At 63.8% G+C, this 23,453-nt stretch carries 28 protein-coding genes; 18 read left to right on the top strand and 10 right to left on the bottom strand.

What is annotated here, in order from left to right:
* The first annotated feature begins 199 nt into the window (after nucleotides 1-199).
* The 5 genes from yfiR to ACQ4W6_RS22235 all read left to right on the top strand — a co-directional run bounded on the left by yfiR (nucleotide 200) and on the right by ACQ4W6_RS22235 (nucleotide 3,439).
* Nucleotides 200-748: a regulatory sequestration protein YfiR gene (yfiR, locus tag ACQ4W6_RS22215; protein WP_436569345.1), complete on the top strand. Its 549-nt coding sequence runs from the start codon at nucleotides 200-202 to the stop codon at nucleotides 746-748.
* Nucleotides 745-2,016, top strand: a complete 1,272-nt coding sequence (gene dgcN / locus ACQ4W6_RS22220) for a diguanylate cyclase DgcN/YfiN (RefSeq protein ID WP_436569346.1) — start codon at nucleotides 745-747, stop codon at nucleotides 2,014-2,016. Before yfiR ends, dgcN begins: the two co-directional genes overlap by 4 nt.
* A 17-nt stretch (nucleotides 2,017-2,033) precedes the next feature.
* Complete coding sequence (yfiB, locus tag ACQ4W6_RS22225) at nucleotides 2,034-2,537, top strand: outer membrane lipoprotein YfiB (RefSeq protein ID WP_436569347.1); 504 nt, start codon at nucleotides 2,034-2,036, stop codon at nucleotides 2,535-2,537.
* Nucleotides 2,534-3,052, top strand: coding sequence for a gluconokinase (locus tag ACQ4W6_RS22230; RefSeq protein ID WP_436569348.1), 519 nt, complete (start codon nucleotides 2,534-2,536; stop codon nucleotides 3,050-3,052). Before yfiB ends, ACQ4W6_RS22230 begins: the two co-directional genes overlap by 4 nt.
* 69 nt (nucleotides 3,053-3,121) lie before the next feature.
* A complete protein-coding gene (locus ACQ4W6_RS22235) occupies nucleotides 3,122-3,439 on the top strand; it encodes a DUF3144 domain-containing protein (protein ID WP_436569349.1) in 318 nt (105 codons plus the stop codon).
* Between the two features lie 18 nt (nucleotides 3,440-3,457).
* Here the strand turns inward: ACQ4W6_RS22235 and ACQ4W6_RS22240 are convergent, their stop codons facing one another.
* Nucleotides 3,458-4,000: a gamma carbonic anhydrase family protein gene (locus ACQ4W6_RS22240; RefSeq protein ID WP_436569350.1), complete on the bottom strand. Its 543-nt coding sequence runs from the start codon at nucleotides 3,998-4,000 to the stop codon at nucleotides 3,458-3,460.
* Between the two features lie 156 nt (nucleotides 4,001-4,156).
* Here ACQ4W6_RS22240 and ACQ4W6_RS22245 point away from each other — a divergent pair, with 156 nt between their 5' ends.
* The gene (locus ACQ4W6_RS22245) at nucleotides 4,157-4,639 is read left to right on the top strand and encodes an META domain-containing protein (protein ID WP_436569351.1); all 483 of its coding nucleotides are present in this window, start codon (nucleotides 4,157-4,159) and stop codon (nucleotides 4,637-4,639) included.
* Nucleotides 4,640-4,689: 50 nt separating this feature from the next.
* Complete coding sequence (locus ACQ4W6_RS22250; RefSeq protein ID WP_436569352.1) at nucleotides 4,690-5,400, top strand: HAD-IA family hydrolase; 711 nt, start codon at nucleotides 4,690-4,692, stop codon at nucleotides 5,398-5,400.
* Here ACQ4W6_RS22250 and ACQ4W6_RS22255 read toward each other — a convergent pair.
* From ACQ4W6_RS22255 to ssuE, 5 genes are read right to left on the bottom strand one after another with little or no spacing between them, the layout of a single operon-like run.
* Nucleotides 5,357-6,199, bottom strand: coding sequence for an ATP-binding cassette domain-containing protein (locus ACQ4W6_RS22255; protein ID WP_436569353.1), 843 nt, complete (start codon nucleotides 6,197-6,199; stop codon nucleotides 5,357-5,359). The genes ACQ4W6_RS22250 and ACQ4W6_RS22255 overlap by 44 nt on opposite strands.
* A 17-nt stretch (nucleotides 6,200-6,216) precedes the next feature.
* Entirely contained in the window at nucleotides 6,217-7,020 is an 804-nt protein-coding gene (gene ssuC, locus ACQ4W6_RS22260) for an aliphatic sulfonate ABC transporter permease SsuC (RefSeq protein WP_436569354.1), read from the bottom strand.
* 1 nt (nucleotide 7,021) lies between these two features.
* Nucleotides 7,022-8,182: an FMNH2-dependent alkanesulfonate monooxygenase gene (gene ssuD, locus ACQ4W6_RS22265; RefSeq protein ID WP_436569355.1), complete on the bottom strand. Its 1,161-nt coding sequence runs from the start codon at nucleotides 8,180-8,182 to the stop codon at nucleotides 7,022-7,024.
* A gap of 12 nt (nucleotides 8,183-8,194) precedes the next feature.
* Nucleotides 8,195-9,193 (bottom strand): sulfonate ABC transporter substrate-binding protein, encoded by a 999-nt coding sequence (locus ACQ4W6_RS22270; RefSeq protein WP_436569356.1) that lies wholly within the window; start codon nucleotides 9,191-9,193, stop codon nucleotides 8,195-8,197.
* Between the two features lie 24 nt (nucleotides 9,194-9,217).
* Nucleotides 9,218-9,850: an NADPH-dependent FMN reductase gene (ssuE, locus tag ACQ4W6_RS22275; RefSeq protein ID WP_436569357.1), complete on the bottom strand. Its 633-nt coding sequence runs from the start codon at nucleotides 9,848-9,850 to the stop codon at nucleotides 9,218-9,220.
* Between the two features lie 254 nt (nucleotides 9,851-10,104).
* Here ssuE and ACQ4W6_RS22280 point away from each other — a divergent pair, with 254 nt between their 5' ends.
* From ACQ4W6_RS22280 to ACQ4W6_RS22320, 9 genes are all read left to right on the top strand, one after another.
* Nucleotides 10,105-11,319 carry an acyl-CoA dehydrogenase family protein gene (locus ACQ4W6_RS22280; protein ID WP_436569358.1) on the top strand — a complete coding sequence of 405 codons (1,215 nt, stop codon included), beginning with the start codon at nucleotides 10,105-10,107 and terminating at the stop codon, nucleotides 11,317-11,319.
* Between the two features lie 86 nt (nucleotides 11,320-11,405).
* A complete protein-coding gene (locus ACQ4W6_RS22285) occupies nucleotides 11,406-12,245 on the top strand; it encodes a MetQ/NlpA family ABC transporter substrate-binding protein (RefSeq protein ID WP_436569359.1) in 840 nt (279 codons plus the stop codon).
* Nucleotides 12,246-12,248: 3 nt separating this feature from the next.
* Nucleotides 12,249-13,640, top strand: a complete 1,392-nt coding sequence (locus ACQ4W6_RS22290; RefSeq protein WP_436569360.1) for an LLM class flavin-dependent oxidoreductase — start codon at nucleotides 12,249-12,251, stop codon at nucleotides 13,638-13,640.
* 28 nt (nucleotides 13,641-13,668) lie between these two features.
* On the top strand, nucleotides 13,669-14,652 hold the full coding sequence (locus ACQ4W6_RS22295; protein WP_436569361.1) for an aliphatic sulfonate ABC transporter substrate-binding protein: 984 nt from the start codon (nucleotides 13,669-13,671) through the stop codon (nucleotides 14,650-14,652).
* A gap of 8 nt (nucleotides 14,653-14,660) precedes the next feature.
* Entirely contained in the window at nucleotides 14,661-15,482 is an 822-nt protein-coding gene (locus ACQ4W6_RS22300) for an ABC transporter permease (RefSeq protein WP_436569362.1), read from the top strand.
* Nucleotides 15,483-15,497: 15 nt separating this feature from the next.
* Nucleotides 15,498-16,232 (top strand): ABC transporter ATP-binding protein, encoded by a 735-nt coding sequence (locus ACQ4W6_RS22305; protein ID WP_436569363.1) that lies wholly within the window; start codon nucleotides 15,498-15,500, stop codon nucleotides 16,230-16,232.
* A 51-nt stretch (nucleotides 16,233-16,283) separates the two neighbouring features.
* Nucleotides 16,284-16,409, top strand: a complete 126-nt coding sequence (locus ACQ4W6_RS22310; protein WP_436569364.1) for a hypothetical protein — start codon at nucleotides 16,284-16,286, stop codon at nucleotides 16,407-16,409.
* A 73-nt stretch (nucleotides 16,410-16,482) separates the two neighbouring features.
* Entirely contained in the window at nucleotides 16,483-17,391 is a 909-nt protein-coding gene (bla, locus tag ACQ4W6_RS22315; RefSeq protein WP_436569365.1) for a subclass B3 metallo-beta-lactamase, read from the top strand.
* A 73-nt stretch (nucleotides 17,392-17,464) separates the two neighbouring features.
* A complete protein-coding gene (locus tag ACQ4W6_RS22320; protein ID WP_436569366.1) occupies nucleotides 17,465-17,944 on the top strand; it encodes an META domain-containing protein in 480 nt (159 codons plus the stop codon).
* A gap of 58 nt (nucleotides 17,945-18,002) precedes the next feature.
* Here the strand turns inward: ACQ4W6_RS22320 and epsC are convergent, their stop codons facing one another.
* Nucleotides 18,003-18,941, bottom strand: a complete 939-nt coding sequence (gene epsC, locus ACQ4W6_RS22325; RefSeq protein WP_436569367.1) for a serine O-acetyltransferase EpsC — start codon at nucleotides 18,939-18,941, stop codon at nucleotides 18,003-18,005.
* A 188-nt stretch (nucleotides 18,942-19,129) separates the two neighbouring features.
* Between epsC and ACQ4W6_RS22330 the strand changes: the two genes are divergently transcribed.
* Nucleotides 19,130-20,317, top strand: coding sequence for a multidrug effflux MFS transporter (locus ACQ4W6_RS22330; protein ID WP_436569368.1), 1,188 nt, complete (start codon nucleotides 19,130-19,132; stop codon nucleotides 20,315-20,317).
* 4 nt (nucleotides 20,318-20,321) lie between these two features.
* Here ACQ4W6_RS22330 and ACQ4W6_RS22335 read toward each other — a convergent pair whose 3' ends face one another.
* The 3 genes from ACQ4W6_RS22335 to ACQ4W6_RS22345 form a co-directional block, all read right to left on the bottom strand.
* Nucleotides 20,322-20,639: a hypothetical protein gene (locus ACQ4W6_RS22335; RefSeq protein WP_436569369.1), complete on the bottom strand. Its 318-nt coding sequence runs from the start codon at nucleotides 20,637-20,639 to the stop codon at nucleotides 20,322-20,324.
* 221 nt (nucleotides 20,640-20,860) lie between these two features.
* Complete coding sequence (gene trxC, locus ACQ4W6_RS22340) at nucleotides 20,861-21,310, bottom strand: thioredoxin TrxC (protein WP_436569370.1); 450 nt, start codon at nucleotides 21,308-21,310, stop codon at nucleotides 20,861-20,863.
* A 325-nt stretch (nucleotides 21,311-21,635) separates the two neighbouring features.
* Nucleotides 21,636-22,241, bottom strand: coding sequence for a LysE/ArgO family amino acid transporter (locus ACQ4W6_RS22345; RefSeq protein ID WP_436569371.1), 606 nt, complete (start codon nucleotides 22,239-22,241; stop codon nucleotides 21,636-21,638).
* Nucleotides 22,242-22,452: 211 nt separating this feature from the next.
* On the opposite strand from ACQ4W6_RS22345, the gene ACQ4W6_RS22350 reads away from it, so the two are divergent.
* Entirely contained in the window at nucleotides 22,453-23,343 is an 891-nt protein-coding gene (locus ACQ4W6_RS22350) for a LysR family transcriptional regulator ArgP (RefSeq protein WP_436569372.1), read from the top strand.
* Nucleotides 23,344-23,453 lie beyond the last annotated feature (110 nt).

Here is a 23,453-nt window from a genome sequence, read left to right on the forward strand (position 1 = left end):
ATGCAAGTTTTTAAATTAGTGTTTATAATGCAAGGTTATATCGCACAATTAATTTACTTTCAGCATACAGTTCCGTACAGTCGGTGTTTATGAGTAGCAATTTGAGTAGCAATTTGAGCAGCAATTTCTGACCTGAATAAAGACACTCAACGCCGTGCCTTCCTTCCCTTGCCACAGGCAGCGCACCGCGCCGCACGCATTGCTCACCACTGTGCTCGCTGCCGTGCTGCTGGCCTCGCTGTTCGCCTGCACTGTGCTGGCGCCGGGGGCGGCGTGGGCACAAGGTGGCGCCGCACCGGACGCCAGGCGGCCGGCCGATGTGGCGCAGGTGTTGTTCGGCATCATCAGCTATGTGCGCTGGCCCGTGGCGCGCCCCGAAGTGCGCGTCTGCATGGTCGGCACACCCCACCATGGCGCAGCCATCGTCGATACGCCCGCCTCCAGCGCAGGACAGCGACTCCGCGTCAAGATCCAGCCGGCCAGCGGCGCCATCAATGAATGCGACGTCGTCTACATGGGCAGCCTGCCCGACAGCGAGCGCGAACTGCTATTGGCGCAGGTCATCGGTAAACCCATTTTATCGGTCAGTGAACCGGGTACCGCCTGCTCCGTGGGCACCATGTTCTGCCTGCGCCTGGTCGAGGCGCAGATCGGCTTTGACGTCAATCTCGACGCCATCGCCCGCAGCGGCCTGCGCGTGCATCCGAACGCCTTGCAAATAGCCCGTCGCAAGGGACCCCAGCCATGAACGCCCGGCTGAATAGCAAACGCACCCGCAAAGCGCGGCCCACGCTCGACAGCGTGCTGCGGCGTGCCCACCTGAGCGTGTCGCTGATCGCCGTGCTGGCCGCCGGTTTGACCATGACGGCCGTGGCGCTGCTGGCCTTGCGCGTGTATTCGGAGCAAAATTTGCGCCTGGTGGCCCGCTCGATGAGCTACACGGTGGAAGCGGCCGTCGTCTTTGGCGACCCCATGGCCGCCAAGGAAGCGCTGGCCTTGATCGGCGTCAATGAAGATATCGACCGGGCACAAGTGAGCGACAAGGATGGCAAGGTCCTGGCCCGCTGGGAACGGGGCGAACATGGCACGCGCTACTACATCGAGCGCACGCTGACGGACTGGATGCTGCCCGATTCGCTATCGTTTCCCATCACGCATAACGAACAGGTGATCGGCAGCATCGCGTTGGTGCCGCACAGCCGCAGCCTGCTGCCGTTCCTGCTCAGCGGCCTCTCCTGTTTGCTCGCTTGCCTGGCGCTCAGCCTGATCGTTGCCGTACGCCTGTCACGCCGCATGGAAACGGACATCACGGCGCCGCTGCGCCACCTGGCCGAAACGGCGCACCGCGTGCGGCGCGACCGCTCGTTCGAACTGCGCGTGCCACCTGCCAATATTGCAGAACTGAACCAGATCAATGACGACTTCAACGCCCTGCTCGACGAACTTGAAGCGTGGCAAAGCCATCTGCAAAAGGAAAACGCCTCGCTGTCGCACCGCGCCAACCACGACAGCCTGACGGGCCTGTCCAACCGCGCCTTCATGGAAGCGGAGCTGGAACGCGCCATCATCGAGGCCAGGCTCGGCAATGGCAAGGTGGCCGTGTTGTTCCTCGACAGCGACCGCTTCAAGTACATCAACGATACTTTCGGCCATGCCTCGGGCGACCGCGTACTGGTGACGATTGCCGCGCGCATCAAGCAGCAATTGCGCGAAGGCGACCTGGTGGCGCGCCTGGGCGGCGACGAGTTCGCCATCCTGCTCAAGCCGCTGCGCAGCAGCAGCGACGCCATGCACATCGCCGACAACATCATCGCCGCCATGTCGCACGCGATTGAATTGCCAACTGGCAACAGTATCGTCAGTTCGCTGACCATCGGCGTGGCCGTCTTCCCCGATCACGCCATCGACGCCGTGTCGCTGGTGGGTGCGGCGGACGACGCCATGTACCGCGCCAAGCAGGCGCAGCGTGGCACGCGCCAGGTGGCGCGCCTGCCCCAGCCCCAGATTCACCCCTGACCGCAAGGAGCATCACCATGCAATTGATTTACAAGCAATTACGCCTCGGCTTTCTCGGCCTGCTGATGCTGGGCCTGCTGGCGGCCTGCCAAAGCACGCCAGAAAAGAAACCGCCATTCAATGCCGAACAGATCGCCGCCATGACGGAGCAGGGCTTTCACCAGACCGACGAAGGCTGGGAGCTGAGCTTTACGGACAAGCTGCTGTTCGAGTTTGACGCCGCCAAGCTGACGCCGCCCAGCCGCAGCGCCGTCCAGAAGATCAGCGCCGCCCTGCTGAAAGTGGGCATCAACCACATGCGCGTGGAAGGCCACACGGATAACGAAGGCACGCAAGACTACAACATCAAGCTGTCGCTGGCGCGCGCCAACGTGGTAGCCGGTGCCATGAGCGCGACGGGCATTCCACGCGACAACATCATCGTCAAGGGCCTGGGCATGGGCAAGCCGGTGGCCTCGAACGCCAGCAAGGCGGGCCAGGCAGAAAACCGCCGCGTCACCATCATCGTCTCGGCGCCATGAGTGCAGGCGCGCCGGCCGTGCGCTGGGTCGTGATGGGCGTATCGGGCTGCGGCAAGAGCGCAGTCGGCAGCCTGCTGGCCAGTGCGCTGGGCCTGCCGTACGTGGAAGGCGACGAGGTGCACCCGCCCGAGAACGTGGCCAGGATGGCCGCCGGCATCCCCCTCGACGATGCCGACCGGGCCGGCTGGCTGGCCGCCTTGCGCGAGCGCATCGCCACCGCCCGTGCGCAAGGTAGCGGCCTCGTCGTTTCCTGCTCCGCCCTGAAGCGCGCCTACCGCGATCTGCTGCGCACGGGCGACCCGGCACTGCGCTTTGCCCATCTGGACGGACCGCGCGCCGTGCTGGAATGCCGCATGCAGCAGCGCCAGGAACAGCAAGGCCATTTCATGCCTGCCAGCCTGCTCGACAGCCAGCTGCTTACCCTGCAGCCTTTGCTGCCTGACGAAGCGGGCATCGTGCTCGATATCGGCCAGCCCCTGGCCGTTTTGGTCGAACAAATCCTGCAAGCGCCCTGAAGCGTGGCGCGCCGCTGGACAGGCCGCAGTGCGCTGTGTAGACTGGCACGCAATTTCACGAGGAGTCGTATGAGCACACCAAGCACAAAACCAGCACCGGGCCCGGAATTCTGGGAACGCGCCGACCAAATCATCGCCGTGGCGAATGAGCAATGCGAGCATAGCCGCGGTAACGAAGTGGCCACCTCGCTGCTGTACGCGGCAGCACGCTTCAACGCCTTCCTGATTGCCAGCAAGACCAACGACGTGGAAAAAATGCGCCAGGAAAAAGACGACGCCGTGGCATTTTTCACCGAACAATACAAGCGCATGCTGACGGATAACTTCAACGACTACATCGCCAATTTCGACAAATACACGCAACCGTCGTCCGCTCCCAAGGACTGATATTCAGTTCAGTTCAGTTCAGCCCGGCTCACCGCCCGCCAGGTAATTGTTCTTCACGCGCACATAATGCTCGGCCGAATAGCGCAGGTAGGCGATCTCGGCGTCCGTTAGCGCGCGCACCTTGGCGGCGGGGCGGCCCACATACAAATGCCCGCTTTCCAGCACCTTGCCCGGCGACACCAGGCTGCCCGCGCCCAGCATCACGTGCTTTTCCACCACCACGTCATCCATGACGATGCTGCCCATGCCGATCAGGCACTCGTCGCCAATGGTGCAGCCGTGCAAGATCACGGAATGGCCGATGGTCACATACTTGCCAATCGTCAAGGGCGAACCGTCCGGCTTGGCCGCATTCCTGTGCGACACATGCCCCATGGAAAAGTCCTGGATATTGCTGCCCTCGCCGATGACGATGCGGTTGACGTCGCCGCGCAGCACGCTGTTGCACCAGATGGAACAGTCGTCGCCGATCTGCACATCGCCAATCACTTGCGCCGTATCATGCAGGTACACGCGCTCGCCCAGCATGGGACGGGTATTCAGGTAGGAACTTACAGGCATCGTCTTCTCGCTTCACATTCTATAAAAATTGAACAGCAGCCATGAGTGTAATGCCTATACTGGCAAAACAGCAGATCAGTGCCGCTGCGATACCACGGTGCGCGCAAAAAATCTGCTAGTCTGGCAGCCATCGTTCACCCCTCACAGGAGTCTCCCATGCTGCAACGCCTGACGCATTGTCTGACGAATCGTCTAAAATTCCTGCCCCTCGCCGCCGCAATCGCCATGGCTGGCGGCTGCGCCGCAACGGTCGACAACACCATGCCAAACGCCAGCCTGGCGCCGCAGGCCAGCCTGACGAATACCTACTGGAAGCTGACGCAGCTCGATGGCGCCACGGTGACGATGGCGCCGGAGCAGGAACGCGAAGTGCGCATCACGCTTTCCGACGACGGCAAGGTCACCGGTTTTACAGGCTGCAACCGCGTGATGGGCGGCTACACCGTGGCCGGCACGGCCCTGCGCTTCACGCAGCTGGCCGGCACCCGCATGGCGTGCCCGCCGCCCTTGATGCAGCTGGAAAGCGCCGTGCTGGCCAATTTGAATAGCGTGACGGGCTACCAGCTCGATGGCGAAAAGCTGATACTGCTCAAGGATGGTGCGCCCGTGGCGCGTTTTGAGTCGGTCTACCTGAAATAAAAACCCACTGCCGTTACAATGGCTTCCAGCCCATCTTTTGGAAGGAAGCCATGTCCGCCCTGCCCTCGCCGTCCCCTGTACCACTGCCATCGGCCGCAGGCCGCTACCGCGCTTTTCTTTTTGACATGGACGGCACGGTCATCAATTCCATCGCCGCCGCCGAGCGGATCTGGGGCACGTGGGCGCAACGCCAGGGGCTCGACGTGCTGGCCTTTCTACCCACCATCCATGGCGCGCGCTCGGTCGACACCATCACCAGGCTGGCGTTGCCCGGCGTCGATGCGCAGCGCGAGTCGCAGGGCATCACGGATGCCGAGATCATCGATGTAGCGGGTATCATTGAAATTGCGGGCGCGCTGCGCTTTTTGCAATCGCTGCCGCCGGCGCAATGGGCCATCGTCACCTCGGCGCCGCGGGCGCTGGCCACGGCGCGCCTGAAGGCGGCCGGCATGCCCATCCCCGCCATCATGGTGACGGCGGAAGACGTCAAGGCGGGCAAGCCAAAACCCGATTGCTACCTGCTGGCGGCTGAAAAGCTAGGCGTGGCGCCCTTTGATTGCCTGGTGTTCGAAGACGCCTCGGTCGGCATCGAGGCGGGCGAAGCGGCTGGCGCGAAGGTCATCGTCGTCACCGCCACGCATGCGCATCCGCTGGCCACGCGCCACCCCGTGATCGACAGCTACGACAGCATCGTAGCGACGGTCGATAGCGACGGTTTTATTGTACTGGCCGAGATGGTTGCAGCACGCGCGACAAAATAGCCTGCTCCAGCGCGGCGAAAGCCGCATTGCCGCGCTGCCGCGGGCGCGGCAAGTCCACCTGCACGTCCAGGGTGATCTGGCCATCCTCGATCAGCAGCACGCGGTCGGCCAGGGCCACCGCTTCGGCCACATCGTGCGTCACCAGCACGGCCGTAAAACCACGCGCCAGCCAGAGCGACTCGATCAGCTGCTGCATTTCGATGCGCGTCAGCGCGTCGAGCGCGCCCAAAGGTTCGTCGAGCAGCAGCAATTGCGGCTCGTGCACGAGGGCGCGGGCCAGCGCCACGCGCTGCTTCTGCCCGCCCGACAGGGCCGCCGGCCACTCGCCGGCCCGCTCGGCAAGGCCTACCGTCCACAAGGCGGCTGCGGCAGCGCCCACGGAACGGGGCAAGCCCAGGGCCACATTATCGAGCACCGTCTTCCACGGCAGCAGGCGCGGCTCCTGGAACATGATGCGGATATCCGGCGTACCCAGGATCGAGCCAACATCGGAACCGATGGCAACCCTGCCTTCGTCCACGCTTTCCAGGCCCGCGATCGAGCGCAGCAAGGTGCTCTTGCCGCAGCCGCTGCGCCCCACGATGGCGACAAACTCGCCCGCTTCGAGCTGCAAGTCCACGTTTTTCAACACGGGACGGCTGGTGTACGATTTACTCAGATTCGTCAGGGCCAGCGGCACGCCACGGCGGCTCAAAGGGGCAGACGGAGCGGTTTTCGCCTGCGCCGGCGCGCTGGCCGGGTCGTTTTGCACGAAGTGCGTCAGGAAATCCGTTTCGATCTGGATCGGGGCAAGCAGCATGGTGTCCTCTTTCATCATTATCGGTAGGCGGGATTCCAGCGCAGGCAGTGGCGTTCCAGCCGGCGCGAGAACAGGTCGGCCAGTTTGCCCAGCAAGGCATACAGCAAAATCCCCACCAGCACCACGTCCGTTTGCAGGAATTCGCGGGCATTCATGGTCATGTAGCCGATGCCGGCCTGCGCCGAGATGGTTTCGGCGACGATCAGCAGCACCCATACCAGGCCCAGCGAAAAGCGCACGCCCACCAGGATGGACGGCATGGCGGCCGGCAGGATCACGTCGCGGTACAGGGGCCAGCCGGACAAGCCATAGCTTTTCGCCATTTCGATCAGGCCCTGGTCGGCCGAGCGGATGCCGTGGAAGGTATTCAGGTAGACGGGGAAAAACACGCCGACAGCCAGCAGAAACAGCTTGGCCGTCTCGTCGATGCCAAACCACAGGATCACCAGCGGAATCAGGGCCAATGCCGGGATGTTGCGCACCATTTGCAAGGTTGTGTCGAGCAGGGTTTCCGCATGGCGGAAGCTGCCCGTCAAGAGGCCCAGCAGCAAGCCCAGACCCGCACCGATGACGAAGCCCACCGTCGCGCGCCACAAGCTCGTTTTCAAATGCAGCCACAGCTCGCCCGACATGGCCAGGTTCCAGAAGGCTTTCGCCACGGCCCACGGTTCGGGCAGGATGCGGCTCGACAGCCAGCCCCACTGCGAGGCCAGTTGCCAGGCCAGCAGCAGCGCCACAGGCAAGGCCCACGGCGCCAGCGCATCACGCCACGCAGCGCCTGCGCCTACTGATTTCACTGCTTTCACCGCGCCCGCCGCCATCTCAGGCCGCCTTTTTCTGCGCGGTTGCCGGCACAATATCACTGGCCATGACTTCGCCAAAGGGTCCCGTCAAGGATTGTTCGCCCACGGCCTTGCCCTTGCCCAGCAGCGGGAACACCAGTTCGGCGAAGCGGTACGATTCTTCCAGGTGCGGGTAGCCCGAGAAAATGAAAGTGTCGATGCCCAGGTCCGCGTATTCCTGCATGCGCGCCACCACCGTTTGGGCGTCGCCAACGAGTGCCGTACCGGCTCCGCCGCGCACCAGGCCCACGCCGGCCCACAGATTGGGCGACACTTCGAGCTTGTCGCGCCGCCCGCCATGCAGGGCGGCCATGCGCTGCTGGCCCACGGAATCCATCTTGCCCAACGACGTTTGCGCCTTGGCGATGATGTCGTCATCGAGGTGGCTGATCAATTCCTCTGCCGCGCGCCAGGCCGCCTCGTTGGTTTCGCGCACGATCACATGCAAGCGGATGCCGAAGCGCACCGTGCGGCCACGCTTGGCGGCGCGCGCGCGGATATCGGCGATTTTCTCGGCCACGGCGGCAGGCGGCTCGCCCCAGGTCAGGTACACATCCATCTGCTCGGCCGCCAGTTCATGCGCCGGTTCCGACGAGCCGCCGAAATACAGCGGCGGATACGGCTTTTGCACGGGCGGATACAGCGTTTTCGCCCCCTTCACCTGGATATGCTTGCCCTCGAAATCGTAGCCGGCCGCGCCACCTTCGCCGGCCAGCGTGGCGCGCCACACCTTGATGAATTCATCCGATATTTCGTAGCGTTTGGCATGGTCGGCAAACAGGCCGTCCGCTTCCAGTTCGCCCTGGTCGCCGCCCGTGACGACATTGATCAACAAGCGGCCATTCGACAGGCGGTCAAAGGTCGAGGCCATGCGCACGGCCAGGCCGGGCGTGGACAAGCCTGGGCGCACGGCGACGAGGAATTTCAACTTGTGCGTCACGCTAATCAGGGACGACGCCACCACCCATGCATCTTCGCAGGAGCGGCCCGTGGGCAGCAGCACGCCGTCGTAACCCAGCGTATCGGCGGCAACAGCCACCTGGCGCAAATAATCGGCATCGACGGGGCGCGCGCCCTGCGAGGTGCCCAGGTAACGGCTGTCGCCGTGGGTAGGAATGAACCAGAAGACATTCAATGACATGGTGTTCTTTCTTTATTTAGTGCTGGTGGCCAGCTGGCGCGCCGGCAGCAGCGCATCCTTGACAACGATCGGTTTCGGGATCAGTTTCAGGCTGGAAAATGCGTCCGCCACCCTTTGCTGCGAGGCGATGACATCGACCGACACGGGTTTGACGCCATAGGCATAGCGCGAGGCGGCCAGCGCCACCACGTCCTTGCTCAAGCCCGTCTGTGCCGACAGGATCGTCGCCACGTCGTCCGGGTTGTTGCGGCCCCAGTCATCGACCTTGGCCACTTCATCGAGCACGATGCGCAGGATTTCAGGATTTTTTTCGGCATAGGTGCGCGACGCCAGGTAGAACTGGTAGTTCGCCACCAGCCCCTTGCCATCGGCCAGCACGCGGGCGCCCAGCTGCTTTTCGGCAGCCGCCAGGAACGGGTCCCAGATAGCCCAGGCATCCACGCTGCCACGCTCGAAGGCGGCGCGCGCATCGGCCGGCGGCAGGAACACGGGCTGGAAGTCGGCATACGCGACGCCGGCCTTTTCCAGTGCTTTTAACAGCAGGTAGTGCACATTCGAGCCCTTGTTCAGGGCGATCTTCTTGCCCTTCAAATCGGCCAGCGTGCGCAGGCTGGACCCCTTGGGCACGACGATGGCTTCACTGGCTGGCGACGCCGGTTCATTGCCGACATATACCAGGTTGGCGCCGGCCGCCTGGGCAAAGATGGGCGGCGCCTCGCCCACGCTGCCAAAATCGATGCTGCCCACGTTCAAGCCTTCGAGCAGCACGGGGCCGGCCGGGAATTCCGTCCATTTCACGCCTACGCCCTGCTCGGCCAGGCGTTTTTCCAGGGTGCCGCGCCCTTTGAGCAAGGTCAATGTGCCGTATTTCTGGTAGCCGATGCGCACTTCCGGCTTGCTTTGCGCCTGCGCCGCGACCGGCATGCCGGCCGCCATCACGCCGGCGACGGCGGCAAACAGCAGGCCCAGGGTGGTACGGCGTGAAAGGCGTTGTGCGTGGCGGTGGGTCATGGCGGTTCCTTGGTCGATGGATGGTCAGGCGGTTTGAAATTGGGGCGCGTAAGGCTGCTCGTGCAGCGAACGGCCGGGCAGATATGGATCGAGTGCGGCGGCCACCGGTGCGGGCGGGCGCTGGCCCTGCAGCACGAACAGCCCGGAGGACAATTCATCGATGCCGGCCTGCACGCGGGCGGCAATCGGCGCGTCCAGGCTCAGACCGCGCTCTTCGTGCCAGGCCAGCTGCTGCGCATTGGCATAAATGCTGGTGAAGACTTGCTTGGCGCCCAGCGCATGCAGCACGGGGCGCAGCGCATAATCGAGCGCCAGGGTGTGGGCATGGCCGCCACCCGTGGCCAGCGGCAGCACCAGCTTGCCGGCCAGGCCATCTTGCGGCAGCAGGTCGAGGAAAGCTTTCAGCAAGCCCGTATATGCCGCCTTGTAGATCGGCGTGGCGATCACGATGGCGTCGGCGTCAGCCACGGCGCGCACGGCATGGGCAATCGCCACGTCGTCGTAGTCGGCCAGCAGCAAGGCACGCGCAGGCAGGTCGCGCACCTGCAGCTTGCTGTAGCTGTGGCCCTGCAGCGCCAGCTGCTCGCCAATATGCAGCAGCAAACGGCTGGAACTCGATGGGTGTTGCGGGCTACCGCCCAATAACAAGATGCTCATGTGATGCCCGTCCCTGTGCGTTATCGAAAGTGGATCTACTCGGATGCTTGCAGCCTATCGCCATCAGGCGCCGGACAAAACGAATGCTTTCGCGCTTTGATATGCGTTTTCCGACTATCCAGGCCCGACGCCCCGCACCGCATCGCGTTCGGCCCACAGCGGCTTTTTTCGCATATCCATCTGCGGTTTTCTTCGTGTACGGCGCGCGCACGGCGGTGCAATATCAGCTTCATCGTCTTTCTGGAATTACCCCAATGTCTAGCGCTTTTCTGCATTCCTCCCGCTCCACCGCCCCCGCACCGGCACCGCTGCAAGACGCCATCGGCATCGCCACCTTGCTCGCTGCGCGCCTGGCCGAAACGGCCAACGCCCGCGACCAGGCCGGCGGCCATGCGGCGCAAGAACGCGAATGGCTGCGCGAATCGGGCTTGCTGACTTTATCCATCCCTGTGGAATTCGGCGGCCAGGGTGCTTCCTGGCCCCTCGTATACCAGGTGATCCGCATCCTGGCGCGCGCCGACAGCGCACTGGCGCATGTCTTCGGCTTCCACCATTTGCAGCTGGCTGGCCTGCAGCTGTATGGCAGCGCGCTGCAGCAGCGCCGCCTGCTCGCGCTGACCGTCGACGAGCGCCTGTTCTGGGGCAATGCATTGAATCCGCTCGACAAACGCGTCACTGCCACAGACAGCGAAGACGGTTTTATCCTCGATGGCATGAAGAGTTTTTCTTCCGGCTCCGTGGGCTCGGACTGGCTGACCGTCTCCGCCTGGCATGCGCCCACGCAGACGGCGCTAATCGCCGCCCTGCCCACGCGCCAGGACGGCGTGCAGGTACAGGCTGACTGGGACGCCTTCGGCCAGCGCCAGACGGACAGCGGCAATGTGCATTTCCAAGGGGTCGCCCTGCCGCAAGAGCTGGTGCTGCAAGCGCCCGCGCAAGCGGCCACGCCCCAAGCCAGCGTGCGCTCGCAGATCGCGCAGCTGATCATGGCCAACCTGTATCTGGGCATTGCCGAAGGGGCGTTCGAGGCGGCGCGCCGCTACACGGGCGAACAGGCAAAGGCCTGGTTTGCCTCGGGCGTGGCGCAGGCCACGGACGACCCATTGATACAGCACCGCTACGGCCAGTTGTGGCTGCTGCTGCGCCCCGCGCAAGTGCTGGCCGACGGCGCGGCGCAGGAACTCGAAGCGGTGTTTCGCAAGGGCGCGCTGGTCACGGCGCGCGAACGGGGCTTGCTGGCCGTGTCCGTGGCCGAAGCCAAATGCCTGGCGCACAAGGCGGGTCTGGAGATCAGCAGCCAGATGTTCGAACTAACGGGCGCGCGCTCCACCTCGGCCCAGTATGGATTCGACCGCTACTGGCGCAATGTGCGCGTGCACACCCTGCACGACCCCATCGACTACAAGCTGCGCGACCTGGGACGCTTTGCCTTGAGCGGCACCGTGCCCGAGCCGACCGCTTATTCGTGACATCACCTGGGCTCAGACCCGCCGGGTCTGACCCCAGCATCTGCTGTTGGGTTTTATTGATACTCCATTCAATCAAAGGAACTGCCATGACCATCGCCCGCCGCACCATACTGCTTACCGCCCTGACCCTGGCCCTGGCCAGCAACTTCGTCCATGCCAAGGACCCGAAAGATATCACCATCGGCACCAGCGCCGGGCCGTACGCGGACCAGATCAAGCTGGGCATCAAGCCGATCCTGGAAAAACAGGGCTACAAGGTCAAGCTGGTCGAATTCAACGACTACATCCAGCCCAACTTTGCGCTGGCCGAGGGTTCGCTCGACGCCAACGTCTTCCAGCACATCGTCTACCTGAAGAAATTCGCGGCCGAACACAAGCTGGCCCTGACGGACCTGATCACTATTCCCACGGCGCCAATCGCCATCTACAGCAAGAAGCACAAGACGCTGGACGATGTGAAGGAAGGCACGACGGTGGGCTTGCCGAACGACCCGACCAACCAGGCACGCGCGCTGGTACTGCTCGACCAGTTGAAATGGGTCAAGCTGCGCAGCAATTTTGACCCCGTGCGCGCATCGGAAAAGGATATCGCCATCAACACGAAGAAAATCAAGCTGCTGCCGCTGGAAGCGGCGCAGCTGCCACGCTCGCTGGGCGACACCGATTATTCTTTCATTAACGGCAATTACGCGCTGGCGTCGGGACTGAAACTGACGGATGCGCTGGTGGCCGAGAAAATTTCGCCCAACTACATCAACCTGGTGGCCATACGCACGGCCGACAAGGACAAGCAGTTCGCGAAAGACCTCGCGGCCGCCTACCGCTCGCGCGAATTCCTGGACATCACGAATAAACACTTTGCCGGCTATTCGAAACCCGATTATCAGCAAGCCTTGCAGACGGCGGCCAACTCCGTGAGCAAATAAACCATGCGCAAGACGATACGCTTCAACGCCTTCCAGATGAATACCGTGGGCCACCAGTCGCCGGGACTGTGGACGCATGCGCGCGACCGCAGCCACCGCTACACCGATCCCGCGCACTGGACGGAGCTGGCGCGGCTGCTGGAAGCGGGCCTGTTCGATGCGGTTTTTCTCGCCGACGTGCTGGGCGTATATGACGTGTACCGGGGCAGCCTGGATGCGGCCCTGGAGCACGGCGTGCAGGTGCCGCTGAACGATCCGCTGGCGCTGGTGCCCATCATGGCGCAAGCGACTTCGCACCTGGGTTTCGGCGTCACCTGCGCCCTCACCTACGAGCATCCGTACACGTTTGCGCGGCGCATTTCGACCCTGGACCATCTGACGGGCGGGCGCATCGGCTGGAATATCGTCACCGGCTACCTCGATAGCGCGGCGCGCAACCTGGGCTTGACACAGCAGCTGGGCCACGATGCGCGCTATGACCTGGCCGACGAATACCTCGACGTCGTCTACAAGCTGTGGGAAAAGAGCTGGGATGACGACGCCGTCGTCAACGACAAGGCGCGCGGCATCTACGCCGATCCGGCGCGCGTGCATGCGATCAATCACGTGGGCCGCCATTACCAGGTGCCCGGCATCCATTTGTGCGAACCGTCGCCGCAGCGCACGCCGCTGCTGTACCAGGCGGGCACTTCGCCGCGCGGCACGCGCTTTGCGGCGCGCCACGCGGAAGCGACCTTTGTCAGTGGCCCCAGCAAGACCGTGGTCAAGCGCTACGCGGACGACTTGCGCGCCGCCGTGCGCCTGGCGGGCCGCGACGGCGATGCGCTGCTGATTTACGCGCAGGCGCTGGTCATCACGGGCGCCACCGAAGCGGACGCACGCGCAAAACATGCCGACTATTTGCGCCATATCAATATCGAGGCGGCGCTGGTGCTGCTGTCCGGCTGGACGGGCGTCGATTTCAGCCGCTACCGGCTCGACGCCACCATCGAGTACATCGATTCGGACGCTGGCCGCTCGGCATTGGCATCGTTCAGCCAGGCCGACCCGCATCGCAGCTGGACGGTGCGCGAGGCAGCCGAATACATCGGCCTTGGCGGGCGTGGCCCCGTGTTTGTGGGAGATGCACGGCAGGTGGCGGACCAGATGGAAGCCTGGATGGACGAGACGGGCATCGACGGCTTTAATCTGGCCTTCGCCGTGGCGCACGACAGCATGGCCGACGTGGTGGCCTACATCGTGCCGGAACTGCAGCGGCGCGGCCGCTACCGCAGCAGCTACGAAGAAGGCACGCTGCGCCACAAGGTCTTCGGCCAGGGCCCGCGCTTGCCGGCCGGCCATGCGGGACGCCAGGTCAGCATCTCGCCCGAAGCCGGCACACTGGCTGCGGCCTGAAGCATCACTCCCCCCACTCAAGGACACCATGAAACGCAGAACCGTCTTGCAACTGGCCGCCACCGGCGCCGCCATCACCGCCCTGCCCACCCTTGCCTCCGCTGCGGCGCCCCTGAAGGAGCTGCGCCTCGACTACGCCTACTACTCGCCCACCAGCCTGGTCTTGCGCCGCTTCGGCTGGCTGGAAGAAGCATTCAAGCCCGATGGCACCAGCATCAAGTGGGTGCTCAGCGCGGGCAGCAACCGCGCGCTCGAATACCTGAACGCCAACAGCATCGACATCGGTTCGAGCGCCGGCCTGGCCGCCCTGCTGGCCCGGGCCAACGGCAATCCCATCCGCGCACCGTATATTTTTTCGCGCCCCGAGTGGACGGCGCTGGTGGTGCGCAAGGATAGTCCCATCCGCAGCATCGCCGATTTGAAGGGCAAGAAAGTGGCCGCCACCAAGGGCACCGATCCGTATCTGTTCCTGCTGCGCGCACTGAAAACGGCGGGCCTCAAGCGCGGCGATATCGAACACGTCAGCCTGCAGCATGCCGATGGCCGCGCCGCGCTGGAGCAAGGCAAGGTCGATGCCTGGGCCGGCCTCGATCCGCACATGGCCGCCAGCGAACTGGAATCGGGTTCGCGCCTGATCTACCGCAACGTGGCCTTCAATACCTACGGCTTCCTGAACGTGCGCGAAGATTTCCTGGCCAGCCGGCCGGCCGAAACGGGCAAGGTGATACAAGCCTACGAAAGGGCGCGCGCCTGGATACGCGCCAACCCGGGCGAGGCGGCGAAAATCCTGTCTGAGGAAGCCAAGGTCAGCCTGCCGGTAGCGCTGCTGCAGATAAAACTGCGCAGTGACTTCAGCAATCCGCAGCCCTCCAGCGAACACCTCAAGGCATTGCTGGCGGCCGCGCCCATCCTCGCCGATGAAGCGCTGGTCAAGCCCGGCGCCGACTTGAACCGCGCCATCGCAGAGCTGGTCGACACGCGCTTCGCCCAGCCCTACATCGCCAAGGCATAGCTAACACCATGGCCAGACAACTACTCAGCGCAGCCCATGCCGAGCAAGACGCGATCGCGCCGCGCCGCCTGCTTTTGCCACGCGCGGCCTGGGGTTTGCTACTGCCGGGCGTTGCGCTGCTGGCGGCGGAAATTGGCGTGCGCACGGGCGCCATTCCCGCCAACCTGCTGCCTGCGCCCAGCGACATCGCCGCCACCGTCGCAGACCTGTCGCGCCACGGCCTGGCCGGCCACGTGCTGGCCAGCAGCGTGCGCGTGGCCATCGGTTTTACCGGCGGCGCCCTGCTGGCCATCGTGCTGGGGGCGGCCGTCGGTTTGAACAGCAAGGTGGAGGCGCTGCTGGACCCTACGTTCCAGGCACTGCGCGCCATTCCTTCGCTGGCCTGGGTGCCATTGCTGCTGCTGTGGCTGGGCATTGATGAAGCGCCTAAGCTGGTCCTGATCGGCATCGGCGCCTTCTTCCCCGTGTACATGGGCGTGGCCTCGGGCATCCGCGACGTGGACCGCAAGCTGATCGACGCGGCCCGCCTGTACCGCTTGAGCCGCCCCGCGCTGGCGCGGCGCGTGCTGCTGCCGGCCGCCCTGCCCGCCATTTTTACGGGCTTGCGCAATGGCCTGAGCCTGGCCTGGATGTTCATGGTGGCGGCCGAGCTGATCGCCGCCAGCCAGGGCCTCGGTTATCTGCTCAGCGACGGGCGCGAAACGAGCCGCGCCGACATCGTGCTGGCTGCCATCATGCTGCTGGCCGTGCTGGGCAAGGCCAGCGACAGCCTGATGCAGCGCCTGGAAAACCGTCTGCTCGCCTGGCGCGACAGCTACACGACCATCTGACGAAAGCGGCCCCGCATGACTCCCCTGCTTGACATCGCTATCATTGAAAAACGCTATGGTGCGCGGCGCGTGCTGCACAACCTGCAACTGCAGCTGCACCAGGGCGACATCGTCAGCCTGATCGGCGCCAGCGGCTGCGGCAAAAGCAGCCTGCTATCCATCGTGGCGGGCCTGGATGGCGACTTTCGCGGCAAGCTGCACCTCGATGGCCGTCCGCTGGACGGCGTGCATGCCGATATCGGCCTGATCTTCCAGGAGCCGCGCCTGTTTCCCTGGCTGACGGTGGCGCAAAATATCGCCTTTGGCCTGGGCGCCAGAGGCGAACACGATCCCAGGGTCACGCAATTACTGGAAGAAGTGGGCCTGCACGGCCATGCGCACAGCCTGCCCAAGCAGCTGTCGGGCGGCCAGGCGCAGCGGGCCGCCATCGCCCGCGGCCTGTTTGGCCAGCCCCGCATCCTGCTGCTCGACGAACCGTTTTCCGCCGTCGACGCGTTTACGCGCATGAAACTGCAAGACCTGCTGTCCGCCGTCGCCGCACGCCATGGCTTGACCGTGTTGCTGGTGACGCATGATATCGATGAAGCGCTGTACCTGAGCGACCGCATCGTCATGCTCGACACGCACGCCGGACCGCCACGCGCCCATTACGACGTGGCCCAGCCCCGGCCACGCTTGCGCGCACCGGCGGCACAAGCCCAATTAAAAGAAGCCATCCTCGGCCAATTGCACGCCGCGCACGCGATTTGAGGCCATGGCGCCGCCACCCTGCTCGATGGCGAGCGCCGCGTCACCCTGCCGGTGCAAAACGCTGGCAAGTCCTTTCTCTCGCCCGTGGGCGATACCCGCTATCCGGACGATACCCTGATCAAACTGGCCTACCTGGACGCTGCCGCCTGCACGCCGGCAGCGCCAGAGTCGCCGTGAGCGTGTGAGCGTTTGCGCCAGACTGCGTTCCATGTCAGCATACGCCACCTTGGCAACACTGATAAGGACTGCAATGCCCCACACACCACCACGCGCGCTGGCCCTGGCCCTGCTGCTGGCCGGCCATGGTTCCCTGGCCCTGGCACAGGCGCCAGCGACGCCCGCCACCCCAGGCTGCGACATCTGCAGCACCTGGAACGCCGACCAGGCGCCGTTCCGCATCTTCGGCAACACCTATTATGTGGGCGTCATGGGCCTCAGTTCGGTGCTGGTCACGTCGCCGCAAGGCCATGTGCTGATCGATGGCGGCTTGCCGGAATCGGCGCAAAAGATCATCGCCAATATCAGCGCGCTGGGCTTTCGCATCGAGGACGTCAAGCTGATACTCAATTCGCACGGCCATATCGACCATGCGGGCGGCCTGGCCGAATTGCAGCAGCGCAGCAACGCGCTGGTGGCCGCCAGCCCATCGGCCGCGCTGGACCTGGCATCGGGCGAAGTGGGACCCGATGACCCGCAATACCACGCGCTGCCCAAGTATCGGCCCGTGAAGGACATGCGCCTGGCGCGCGACGGCAGCCATTTCAACGTCGGCCCCGTCAACCTGACGGCGCATGCCACGCCGGGCCACACGCCCGGAGGCCTGAGCTGGACCTGGCAATCGTGCGACGGCCCGCGCTGCCTGAATATGGTGTACGCGGACAGCATCAATGCCGTTTCGCGGCCCGGTTTCAAATTCAGCGCCAGTAGCGAGTATCCAAACGCGCTGGCCGATTTCCAGCACAGCTTCGACACCCTGGAAAAGCTGCCCTGCGACGTGCTTATTTCGGCCCACCCGGAAGCGTCGAAACTGTGGGAGAGGCTGGAGAAAAGCGCCACGGCCGGCAGCGAAGCCTTCATCGACCCGCAGGCATGCCGCGCCTATGTGGCGGCGGCGCGCACCTTGCTCGACGCCCGGCTGGAACAGGAGCGGCAGGAATGAACTTGTCAACCGTGTACGCTGCGGTGGCGCCGATCTGCTACTCTGGCAGCTATCACTTCAATCAGGAAGCGCCATGTTCAATATCGCCAGACTAGTTCCCTTCGCCGCCATCGTCGCCATCACCGCTGGCTGCGCGCAAACGCCGGCCCGTTCCGATGCGCCCGCCGCAGCGCCTGGCGCGACGTCGCCAGTTAAGCCGGCACCGAAGCTGACGCAGACACAGTGGAAACTGAAGGAATTGAAGGGCAAGAAAGTCGTGCGCACGGCGCCCGAGCAGCGCGATGTGACCCTGCTGCTGGCCGAAGGCCGCGCCAGTGGCCACAGTGGCTGCAACCAGATGATGGGCGGCTACACCAGCGATGGCGTCAGCACCCTGAGTTTTGCGCAGCTGGCCGGTACCATGATGATGTGCCAGCCGCAGGACATGGACCTCGAACGCGAGTTGCTGACCACCCTGGGCGAAGTCAATGGCTACCGCTACGCCGACCAGGAACTGCTGTTGCTGAAGGATGGCGTACCCGTGGCCCGCTATGAAGCGCTGACGGTGAAGTAAGGCCTCTGCCTTTTAACCCACAGGCAAAGGCTGGGGTTCGTTTTCCGTTCCGCCGCTACTAATCGTTGCGCATCTGCGCCTGCGATATATTACTATCAGGCGGCACGCTCTGCGTCAGCCACACATTGCCCCCGATGGTCGATCCCGCGCCGATGGTGATGCGCCCCAGTACCGTCGCGCCCGCGTAAATGACCACGTCGTCTTCGACGATGGGATGGCGCGGTGTGCCCTTGATCAGCGCGCCGGAAGCATCGGCCGGGAAGCGCTTGGCGCCCAGGGTGACGGCCTGGTACAGGCGCACACGCTGGCCGATGATGGCCGTCTCGCCGATCACCACGCCCGTGCCATGGTCGATGAAGAAGGACGCGCCGATGTGCGCGCCCGGGTGGATGTCGATGCCCGTCAGGGTGTGCGCGATGTCGGCGATCAGGCGCGCCAGGAATGGTGCACCCAGCGCATGCAGGCGATGCGCCAGGCGGTGGTACAAAATAGCGATGGTGCCCGGATAGCACAGCATGATCTCGGCCACCGAGGTGGCGGCCGGGTCGCCCGCGTAGGCGGCCTGCACGTCCGATACCAGCAGGGCACGGATATCGGGCAGGCTGGCGGCAAACGCGCGCGTGATGTCGCGCGCCTGCTGCGCCAGGGCCGCATCGTCGCTCGCGGCGTCCTGCTCCTCGCCCGCCGGCACGGAAAATAGCAAGCCGCGCCGCACCTGCTCGCTGAGGCGGTTCAAGGTGGTGTTGAGAGTGTCGCCGACAAAATAATCGATGCTTTCATCCGTCAGGTTCGGGCGCCCGTAATGCGTGGGAAACAGGGCCGCCGACAGGCCATTGACGATGGTAGTGAGCGCCTCGCGCGACGGCAGTTCGCGCACCCTGCCGTTATGGCGGATCTTGTGCTTGTCTTCGCGCGAGCTGCGCAGCGCCTGGATCACGGGACCCAGGTTCCACTGGGCCGTGTCGTCGGCGGGCGCGGCGGGATAAATGCTGTGCATGGTGTGTCACTTCCAAAAAACGGCGTACAGGCCGGGTCGGCCCAGCTTAATGGCGGCCACCAGAAAAGCAAACGAAGGATTTCAAGGTTTGATATGCGAAAAACGCATATCAAACCTCGCCAGCCCTACTGCCAACCCGATTGTTGCCACTAGCGTAAAATGACGGACTAACAAAAACACTCTTCAACATGACTAAATTATTAACATGGATTCTGGCGGGCCTGGCGATGGTCGGACCGCTCGCAATTGACACGTACCTGCCGTCTTTCCCCGCCATCGTGCACGATTTCAATGCCAGCCCGCTGCTGGTGCAGCAAACCCTGAGCTTTTTCCTGTTCACGTTCGCTTTCATGATGCTGTTTTACGGCACTTTGTCCGATTCGTTCGGCCGCCGTCCCGTCATTCTCGTCTCGCTGGTGCTGTATGTGATCGCCTCCGTGGGCGCCGCGCTGGCGCCGTCCATGGGCTGGCTGCTGGCCTGGCGCGTGCTGCAGGGCCTGTCCGCCGGTGCCGGTTCGGTGATCGGCCGCGCCATCGTGCAAGACCGCTATTCGGGCGCCGCCGCGCAAAAAATCCTCTCGCATATCATGATGGTGTTCGCGCTGGCGCCGGCGATTGCCCCCGTGCTGGGCGGCTGGCTGCAAGTTGGCCTGGGCTGGCGCTGGATTTTCTGGTTCCTCACCGCCTTCGGCGTACTGATGTTCGTCGTCGTCTGGCGCGCGCTGCCGGAAAGCCTGCCGAAAGAACAGCGCCACGCCTTCCACTTGGGCAACATCGCCGTCAATTACTGGAAAGTGCTGTGCCACCGCCAATTCCTGCTGCTGTCGACGGCCATTGGCGCCGCCTTTGGCGGTTTTGCCCTGTACATCGGTTCGGCCGCCTACTTCATCATCAACATCCTGCACCTGCCGGAAACGGCATTTGCCTGGCTGTTCATTCCCCTGATCAGCGGCATGGTGTTCGGCTCAGCCCTGTCGGCGAAAATCGCGCACCACTTCAGCCAGCGCCAGATGATCTGGACCGGCTTCATCTTGATGCTAGCCGCCGCGCTGGCCAACATCGGCTACAACTACTTCTTTGCCGCCGAAGTGCCATGGGCCGTGCTGCCCCTGTTCTTTTACTCGTTCGCCCTGTCGATCGCCATGCCGCCGATGACCTTGATGGCGCTCAACCACTTCCCCAACAACAGCGGCCTGGCTTCGTCGATGCAGTCCTTTATCCAGATGCTGCTGTTCGCGCTGGTCTCCGGCCTGGTGGCGCCGCTGCTGTTCGACAGCGCGCTGAACCTGGCGTATGGCGTGATGGCTGGGTTGGTGGTGAGCCTGCTATGCTGGGTGTTTGCCCAGGGCGGGGCGGGGCAAACGGCGGCCAGCTAATCCATCAGGGCCAGGGTGCGGGCGTCACATCGACATACTGCGCCCCACCATCTGCCGGCTCCGCCGCATCGCGCGTGGCCGGCTGGTTCAGCGGCCCGGCCGGCGAACGCAAACTTAAAATTTCCTTGCGCGCCTCGACGAAGTCAGCCGAACTCAAGGGGTTTTTCTGGTCCGGCCAATGGCTGACGGCCCATTCCTGCAGCGTTTCAAAGCGCTGCCACAGTTCGCCGATGAAGGCGCGGCGCGCCTCTTCCTGCGCGGCTTCCAGCTGCTGCGGCGTCTTGTCGACGCCAGCTTCCACATTGCCCACATTGGCTTGCATGATGACTCCCTGGCCGATGATATTTACGCCACGTTAAGCCGCCAGCGCGCAAGCGTCTGTTCGCCAACGAACACAGGGTTTATTCAGGCATCTTGCAAAAAATCACGGTCCAGCCCGCCACGAGGGCCTGTTCCTCGGCTATGGCGCCATCGACCGGTTCGATATCGACACGGCGCTGGCCTGCGTGCTGGCGATACTGCAAAAGATGGCGCCGCTGCCCCTCAGCGCGCCTTGTCTTTCGCCCAGGCAATGATGCCATTCGCATCGGTGGCGCCCGGCTGGCGCGCCACTTCCACGCCGCGCAAGAACAGGGCCAGGGTGGGAATGCTGCGGATATTGAAACGCGTGCCCAGGTCTGGCGATGCTTCCGTATTGACCTTCACGACGCGAAACGCCGGCTCCAGCATCTTGGCGGCCTGGGCATAGAATGGCGCCATGCTGCGGCACGGGCCGCACCAGGGCGCCCAGAAATCCACCAGCACGGGAATGTCGCTGCGTTCAATATGCTTGAGGAAACGCGCGCTGGCCAAGTCCACGGGCTGGCCCGTAAATAAATCCTTCTGGCACTTGCCGCACGTGGGCTGTTCGTGCAGCCGGGCTGGCGGCAGTCGGTTGACGGCGTCGCAATGGGGGCAAACGATGTGCAGGGAGTCTGGCGCGGTCGAGGTCATGGCAATCCTGTATGCATACTGGTTGAATCGGCAAATATGGCTTTCGGGTATTTTACGGCGAATCGCGCCCCGCTGGGAGTGATAGGTATCATCGCGCCGTGGAATTCCCCTGAGCGCGCAAGTGACTTCCTGTTGCCCGGCCCTGCCTGCGACCGGGCCACGAAAGCTTGATAGACAGGGTGATGTCGGGCAGCGAAGATATCCAAACGCTCCGCCAAGCTGCGGCCCGTGTCCTGCCAGGCGCGCTTCAGCGCGCTGAAACTGCTGTGGCCGCCAGATGGCAAGCTCGCCAGCCGCGTCCTGGCATTCCTCACGCGTTAATTGCTTACAGGAACAGCGAGGCGGCGATGGCCCACATGACGAGGGCAATGATGCCGTCGAGCACGCGCCAGGCCATGGGCTTGGCAAATACGGGCGCCAGGTAGCGGGCGCCAAAGCCCAGCAGGCAGAACCACAGGGCCGAGGCCATGATGGCGCCACCGGCAAAGTAGAAGCGGCCCATGCCTTCATGCTGGCCGCCGATCGAACCCAGCAGGATGACCGTGTCCAGGAAGGCGTGCGGGTTCAGCAGGCTGAACGCCAGCGCCGCACCGATCACTGCCCAGTAACCTTCCGGCGACTTGGCGGCCGAGACCGTCATGGCCGAGGGCCGCCAGGCCGATTTGGCGGCGCGCAAGCCATAGGCAATCAGGAAAGTGGCGCCTCCCGCCTTGGCCCACAGCAGGAAATCAGGTTTGTCGGCAATAAACGTACCCATGCCGGCCACGCCGGCCGTAATCAGGATGGCATCGCACACCAGGCACACCAGAATGCAGGTGAGCACGTAATGGCGCTTCAGCCCCTGCTTGAGCAAGAATGCATTTTGCGTGCCGATGGCGACGATCAGGCTCGCTCCGAGCCCCATGCCTTTCAAGAAAATTGCGCTATCCATATTGATACCTTTCCATTGCTTTCCATCACGCGCACGGCCGCCCACGCTCCGCCGGCATCGGCAGAGACATCAAAAGGTAGGTAGAGGGTGTAGCGGTTTAAGTACCTGCAAGACCGTGCGGGAGAGTGGAGTTGTTACCCTATTTCAACAGTGTAAAGAAAAAGTAAATATAAGTATAATGAATGATTCTAAACATATATAAGATAAACTTATGCGCGTCGTCGATTACCGTGGATTGGCCGCCCTCGACGCCGTGATCGGCCTGGGCAGCTTTGAAAAGGCCGCGCATGCGCTGGCGATCAGCCAGCCGGCCGTGTCGCAGCGCATCCGCACGCTGGAAAACCTGGAAGGCACTTTATTGGTCATCCGCAGCCATCCGCCCCTGCCCACGGAAGCGGGGCAGCGCCTGATCGCCCACTACCGCCAGGTCAAGCTGCTCGAAGCGGCGCTCGACGCCCAGCCGGGCCCCACCACGCAATTGCCGGAGCTGGCCATCGCCGTCAATGCCGACAGCGCCGCCACCTGGATCCCGGAAGCGCTGGGTCCGCTGCTAACGCCGCCGTCCTGCCTGCTCGACATCCGTCTCGACGACCAGGACCATACCCTGAGCCAGCTGCGCGAAGGGCGCGTGTTTGCCTGCGTCACCAGCGCCACCGACCTGGTGGCCGGCACCACGGCCACGCCGCTGGGCGCCATGCGCTACCTGTGCGTGGCCTCGCCCGCGTTTGCGCGGCAATGGTTTCCCCACGGTTTTACAGTCGAGGCCGTCAGCCAGGCGCCCGCCATCACCTTTGGCAGCAAGGATGCGCTGCATGAGCGCTATCTGCAGCACCGGCTCGGCTATGCGGGCCGCTACCCGCACCATGTGCTGGGCTCGGCGCGCGATTTCGTGCGCTTCATCGAAGCGGGCTATGCGTATGGCATGGTGCCATTGCTGCAGGCGGAAACGGCGCTGGCCGCCGGTCGGCTGGTCGACGTGGCGGCCGGCCAAGCGCTCGATGTGCCGTTGATCTGGCATGCCTGGGACATCCAGACGCCGCTCACGCGCACCCTGTCGGACGCCGTCATCGCCACGGCACGCAAGTGGCTGCTGCAAGATTGATGTGGCAAGATTGACATGACACCTTGGCCAATGACCTATGCCTCAATACAACTTTCGCGTGCGCACCCTGCCCTGCCTGGCCTACACTGCAAGCATCATGCATAAAAAAA

Source organism: Janthinobacterium woesei (genome assembly GCF_051380875.1).
Lineage (GTDB): Bacteria > Pseudomonadota > Gammaproteobacteria > Burkholderiales > Burkholderiaceae_D > Janthinobacterium.

What these genes read in the sequence shown, in the direction of transcription:
- epsC (WP_436569367.1), bottom strand. Translation starts at nt 18,941, where the DNA reads ATGCACAGCATTTATCCCGCCGCGCCCGCCGACGACACGGCCCAGTGG.
- dgcN (WP_436569346.1), top strand. Translation starts at nt 745, where the DNA reads ATGAACGCCCGGCTGAATAGCAAACGCACCCGCAAAGCGCGGCCCACG.
- ACQ4W6_RS22255 (WP_436569353.1), bottom strand. Translation starts at nt 6,199, where the DNA reads ATGCTGCTTGCCCCGATCCAGATCGAAACGGATTTCCTGACGCACTTC.
- ACQ4W6_RS22330 (WP_436569368.1), top strand. Translation starts at nt 19,130, where the DNA reads ATGACTAAATTATTAACATGGATTCTGGCGGGCCTGGCGATGGTCGGA.
- ACQ4W6_RS22300 (WP_436569362.1), top strand. Translation starts at nt 14,661, where the DNA reads ATGGCCAGACAACTACTCAGCGCAGCCCATGCCGAGCAAGACGCGATC.
- ACQ4W6_RS22335 (WP_436569369.1), bottom strand. Translation starts at nt 20,639, where the DNA reads ATGCAAGCCAATGTGGGCAATGTGGAAGCTGGCGTCGACAAGACGCCG.
- ACQ4W6_RS22280 (WP_436569358.1), top strand. Translation starts at nt 10,105, where the DNA reads ATGTCTAGCGCTTTTCTGCATTCCTCCCGCTCCACCGCCCCCGCACCG.
- ACQ4W6_RS22235 (WP_436569349.1), top strand. Translation starts at nt 3,122, where the DNA reads ATGAGCACACCAAGCACAAAACCAGCACCGGGCCCGGAATTCTGGGAA.
- ACQ4W6_RS22290 (WP_436569360.1), top strand. Translation starts at nt 12,249, where the DNA reads ATGCGCAAGACGATACGCTTCAACGCCTTCCAGATGAATACCGTGGGC.
- ACQ4W6_RS22270 (WP_436569356.1), bottom strand. Translation starts at nt 9,193, where the DNA reads ATGACCCACCGCCACGCACAACGCCTTTCACGCCGTACCACCCTGGGC.
- yfiB (WP_436569347.1), top strand. Translation starts at nt 2,034, where the DNA reads ATGCAATTGATTTACAAGCAATTACGCCTCGGCTTTCTCGGCCTGCTG.
- ACQ4W6_RS22305 (WP_436569363.1), top strand. Translation starts at nt 15,498, where the DNA reads ATGACTCCCCTGCTTGACATCGCTATCATTGAAAAACGCTATGGTGCG.
- ACQ4W6_RS22320 (WP_436569366.1), top strand. Translation starts at nt 17,465, where the DNA reads ATGTTCAATATCGCCAGACTAGTTCCCTTCGCCGCCATCGTCGCCATC.
- ACQ4W6_RS22350 (WP_436569372.1), top strand. Translation starts at nt 22,453, where the DNA reads ATGCGCGTCGTCGATTACCGTGGATTGGCCGCCCTCGACGCCGTGATC.
- ssuD (WP_436569355.1), bottom strand. Translation starts at nt 8,182, where the DNA reads ATGTCATTGAATGTCTTCTGGTTCATTCCTACCCACGGCGACAGCCGT.
- ACQ4W6_RS22250 (WP_436569352.1), top strand. Translation starts at nt 4,690, where the DNA reads ATGTCCGCCCTGCCCTCGCCGTCCCCTGTACCACTGCCATCGGCCGCA.
- ACQ4W6_RS22285 (WP_436569359.1), top strand. Translation starts at nt 11,406, where the DNA reads ATGACCATCGCCCGCCGCACCATACTGCTTACCGCCCTGACCCTGGCC.
- ACQ4W6_RS22245 (WP_436569351.1), top strand. Translation starts at nt 4,157, where the DNA reads ATGCTGCAACGCCTGACGCATTGTCTGACGAATCGTCTAAAATTCCTG.
- bla (WP_436569365.1), top strand. Translation starts at nt 16,483, where the DNA reads ATGCCCCACACACCACCACGCGCGCTGGCCCTGGCCCTGCTGCTGGCC.
- ssuC (WP_436569354.1), bottom strand. Translation starts at nt 7,020, where the DNA reads ATGGCGGCGGGCGCGGTGAAAGCAGTGAAATCAGTAGGCGCAGGCGCT.
- trxC (WP_436569370.1), bottom strand. Translation starts at nt 21,310, where the DNA reads ATGACCTCGACCGCGCCAGACTCCCTGCACATCGTTTGCCCCCATTGC.
- ACQ4W6_RS22240 (WP_436569350.1), bottom strand. Translation starts at nt 4,000, where the DNA reads ATGCCTGTAAGTTCCTACCTGAATACCCGTCCCATGCTGGGCGAGCGC.
- ACQ4W6_RS22295 (WP_436569361.1), top strand. Translation starts at nt 13,669, where the DNA reads ATGAAACGCAGAACCGTCTTGCAACTGGCCGCCACCGGCGCCGCCATC.
- ACQ4W6_RS22345 (WP_436569371.1), bottom strand. Translation starts at nt 22,241, where the DNA reads ATGGATAGCGCAATTTTCTTGAAAGGCATGGGGCTCGGAGCGAGCCTG.
- ACQ4W6_RS22230 (WP_436569348.1), top strand. Translation starts at nt 2,534, where the DNA reads ATGAGTGCAGGCGCGCCGGCCGTGCGCTGGGTCGTGATGGGCGTATCG.
- ssuE (WP_436569357.1), bottom strand. Translation starts at nt 9,850, where the DNA reads ATGAGCATCTTGTTATTGGGCGGTAGCCCGCAACACCCATCGAGTTCC.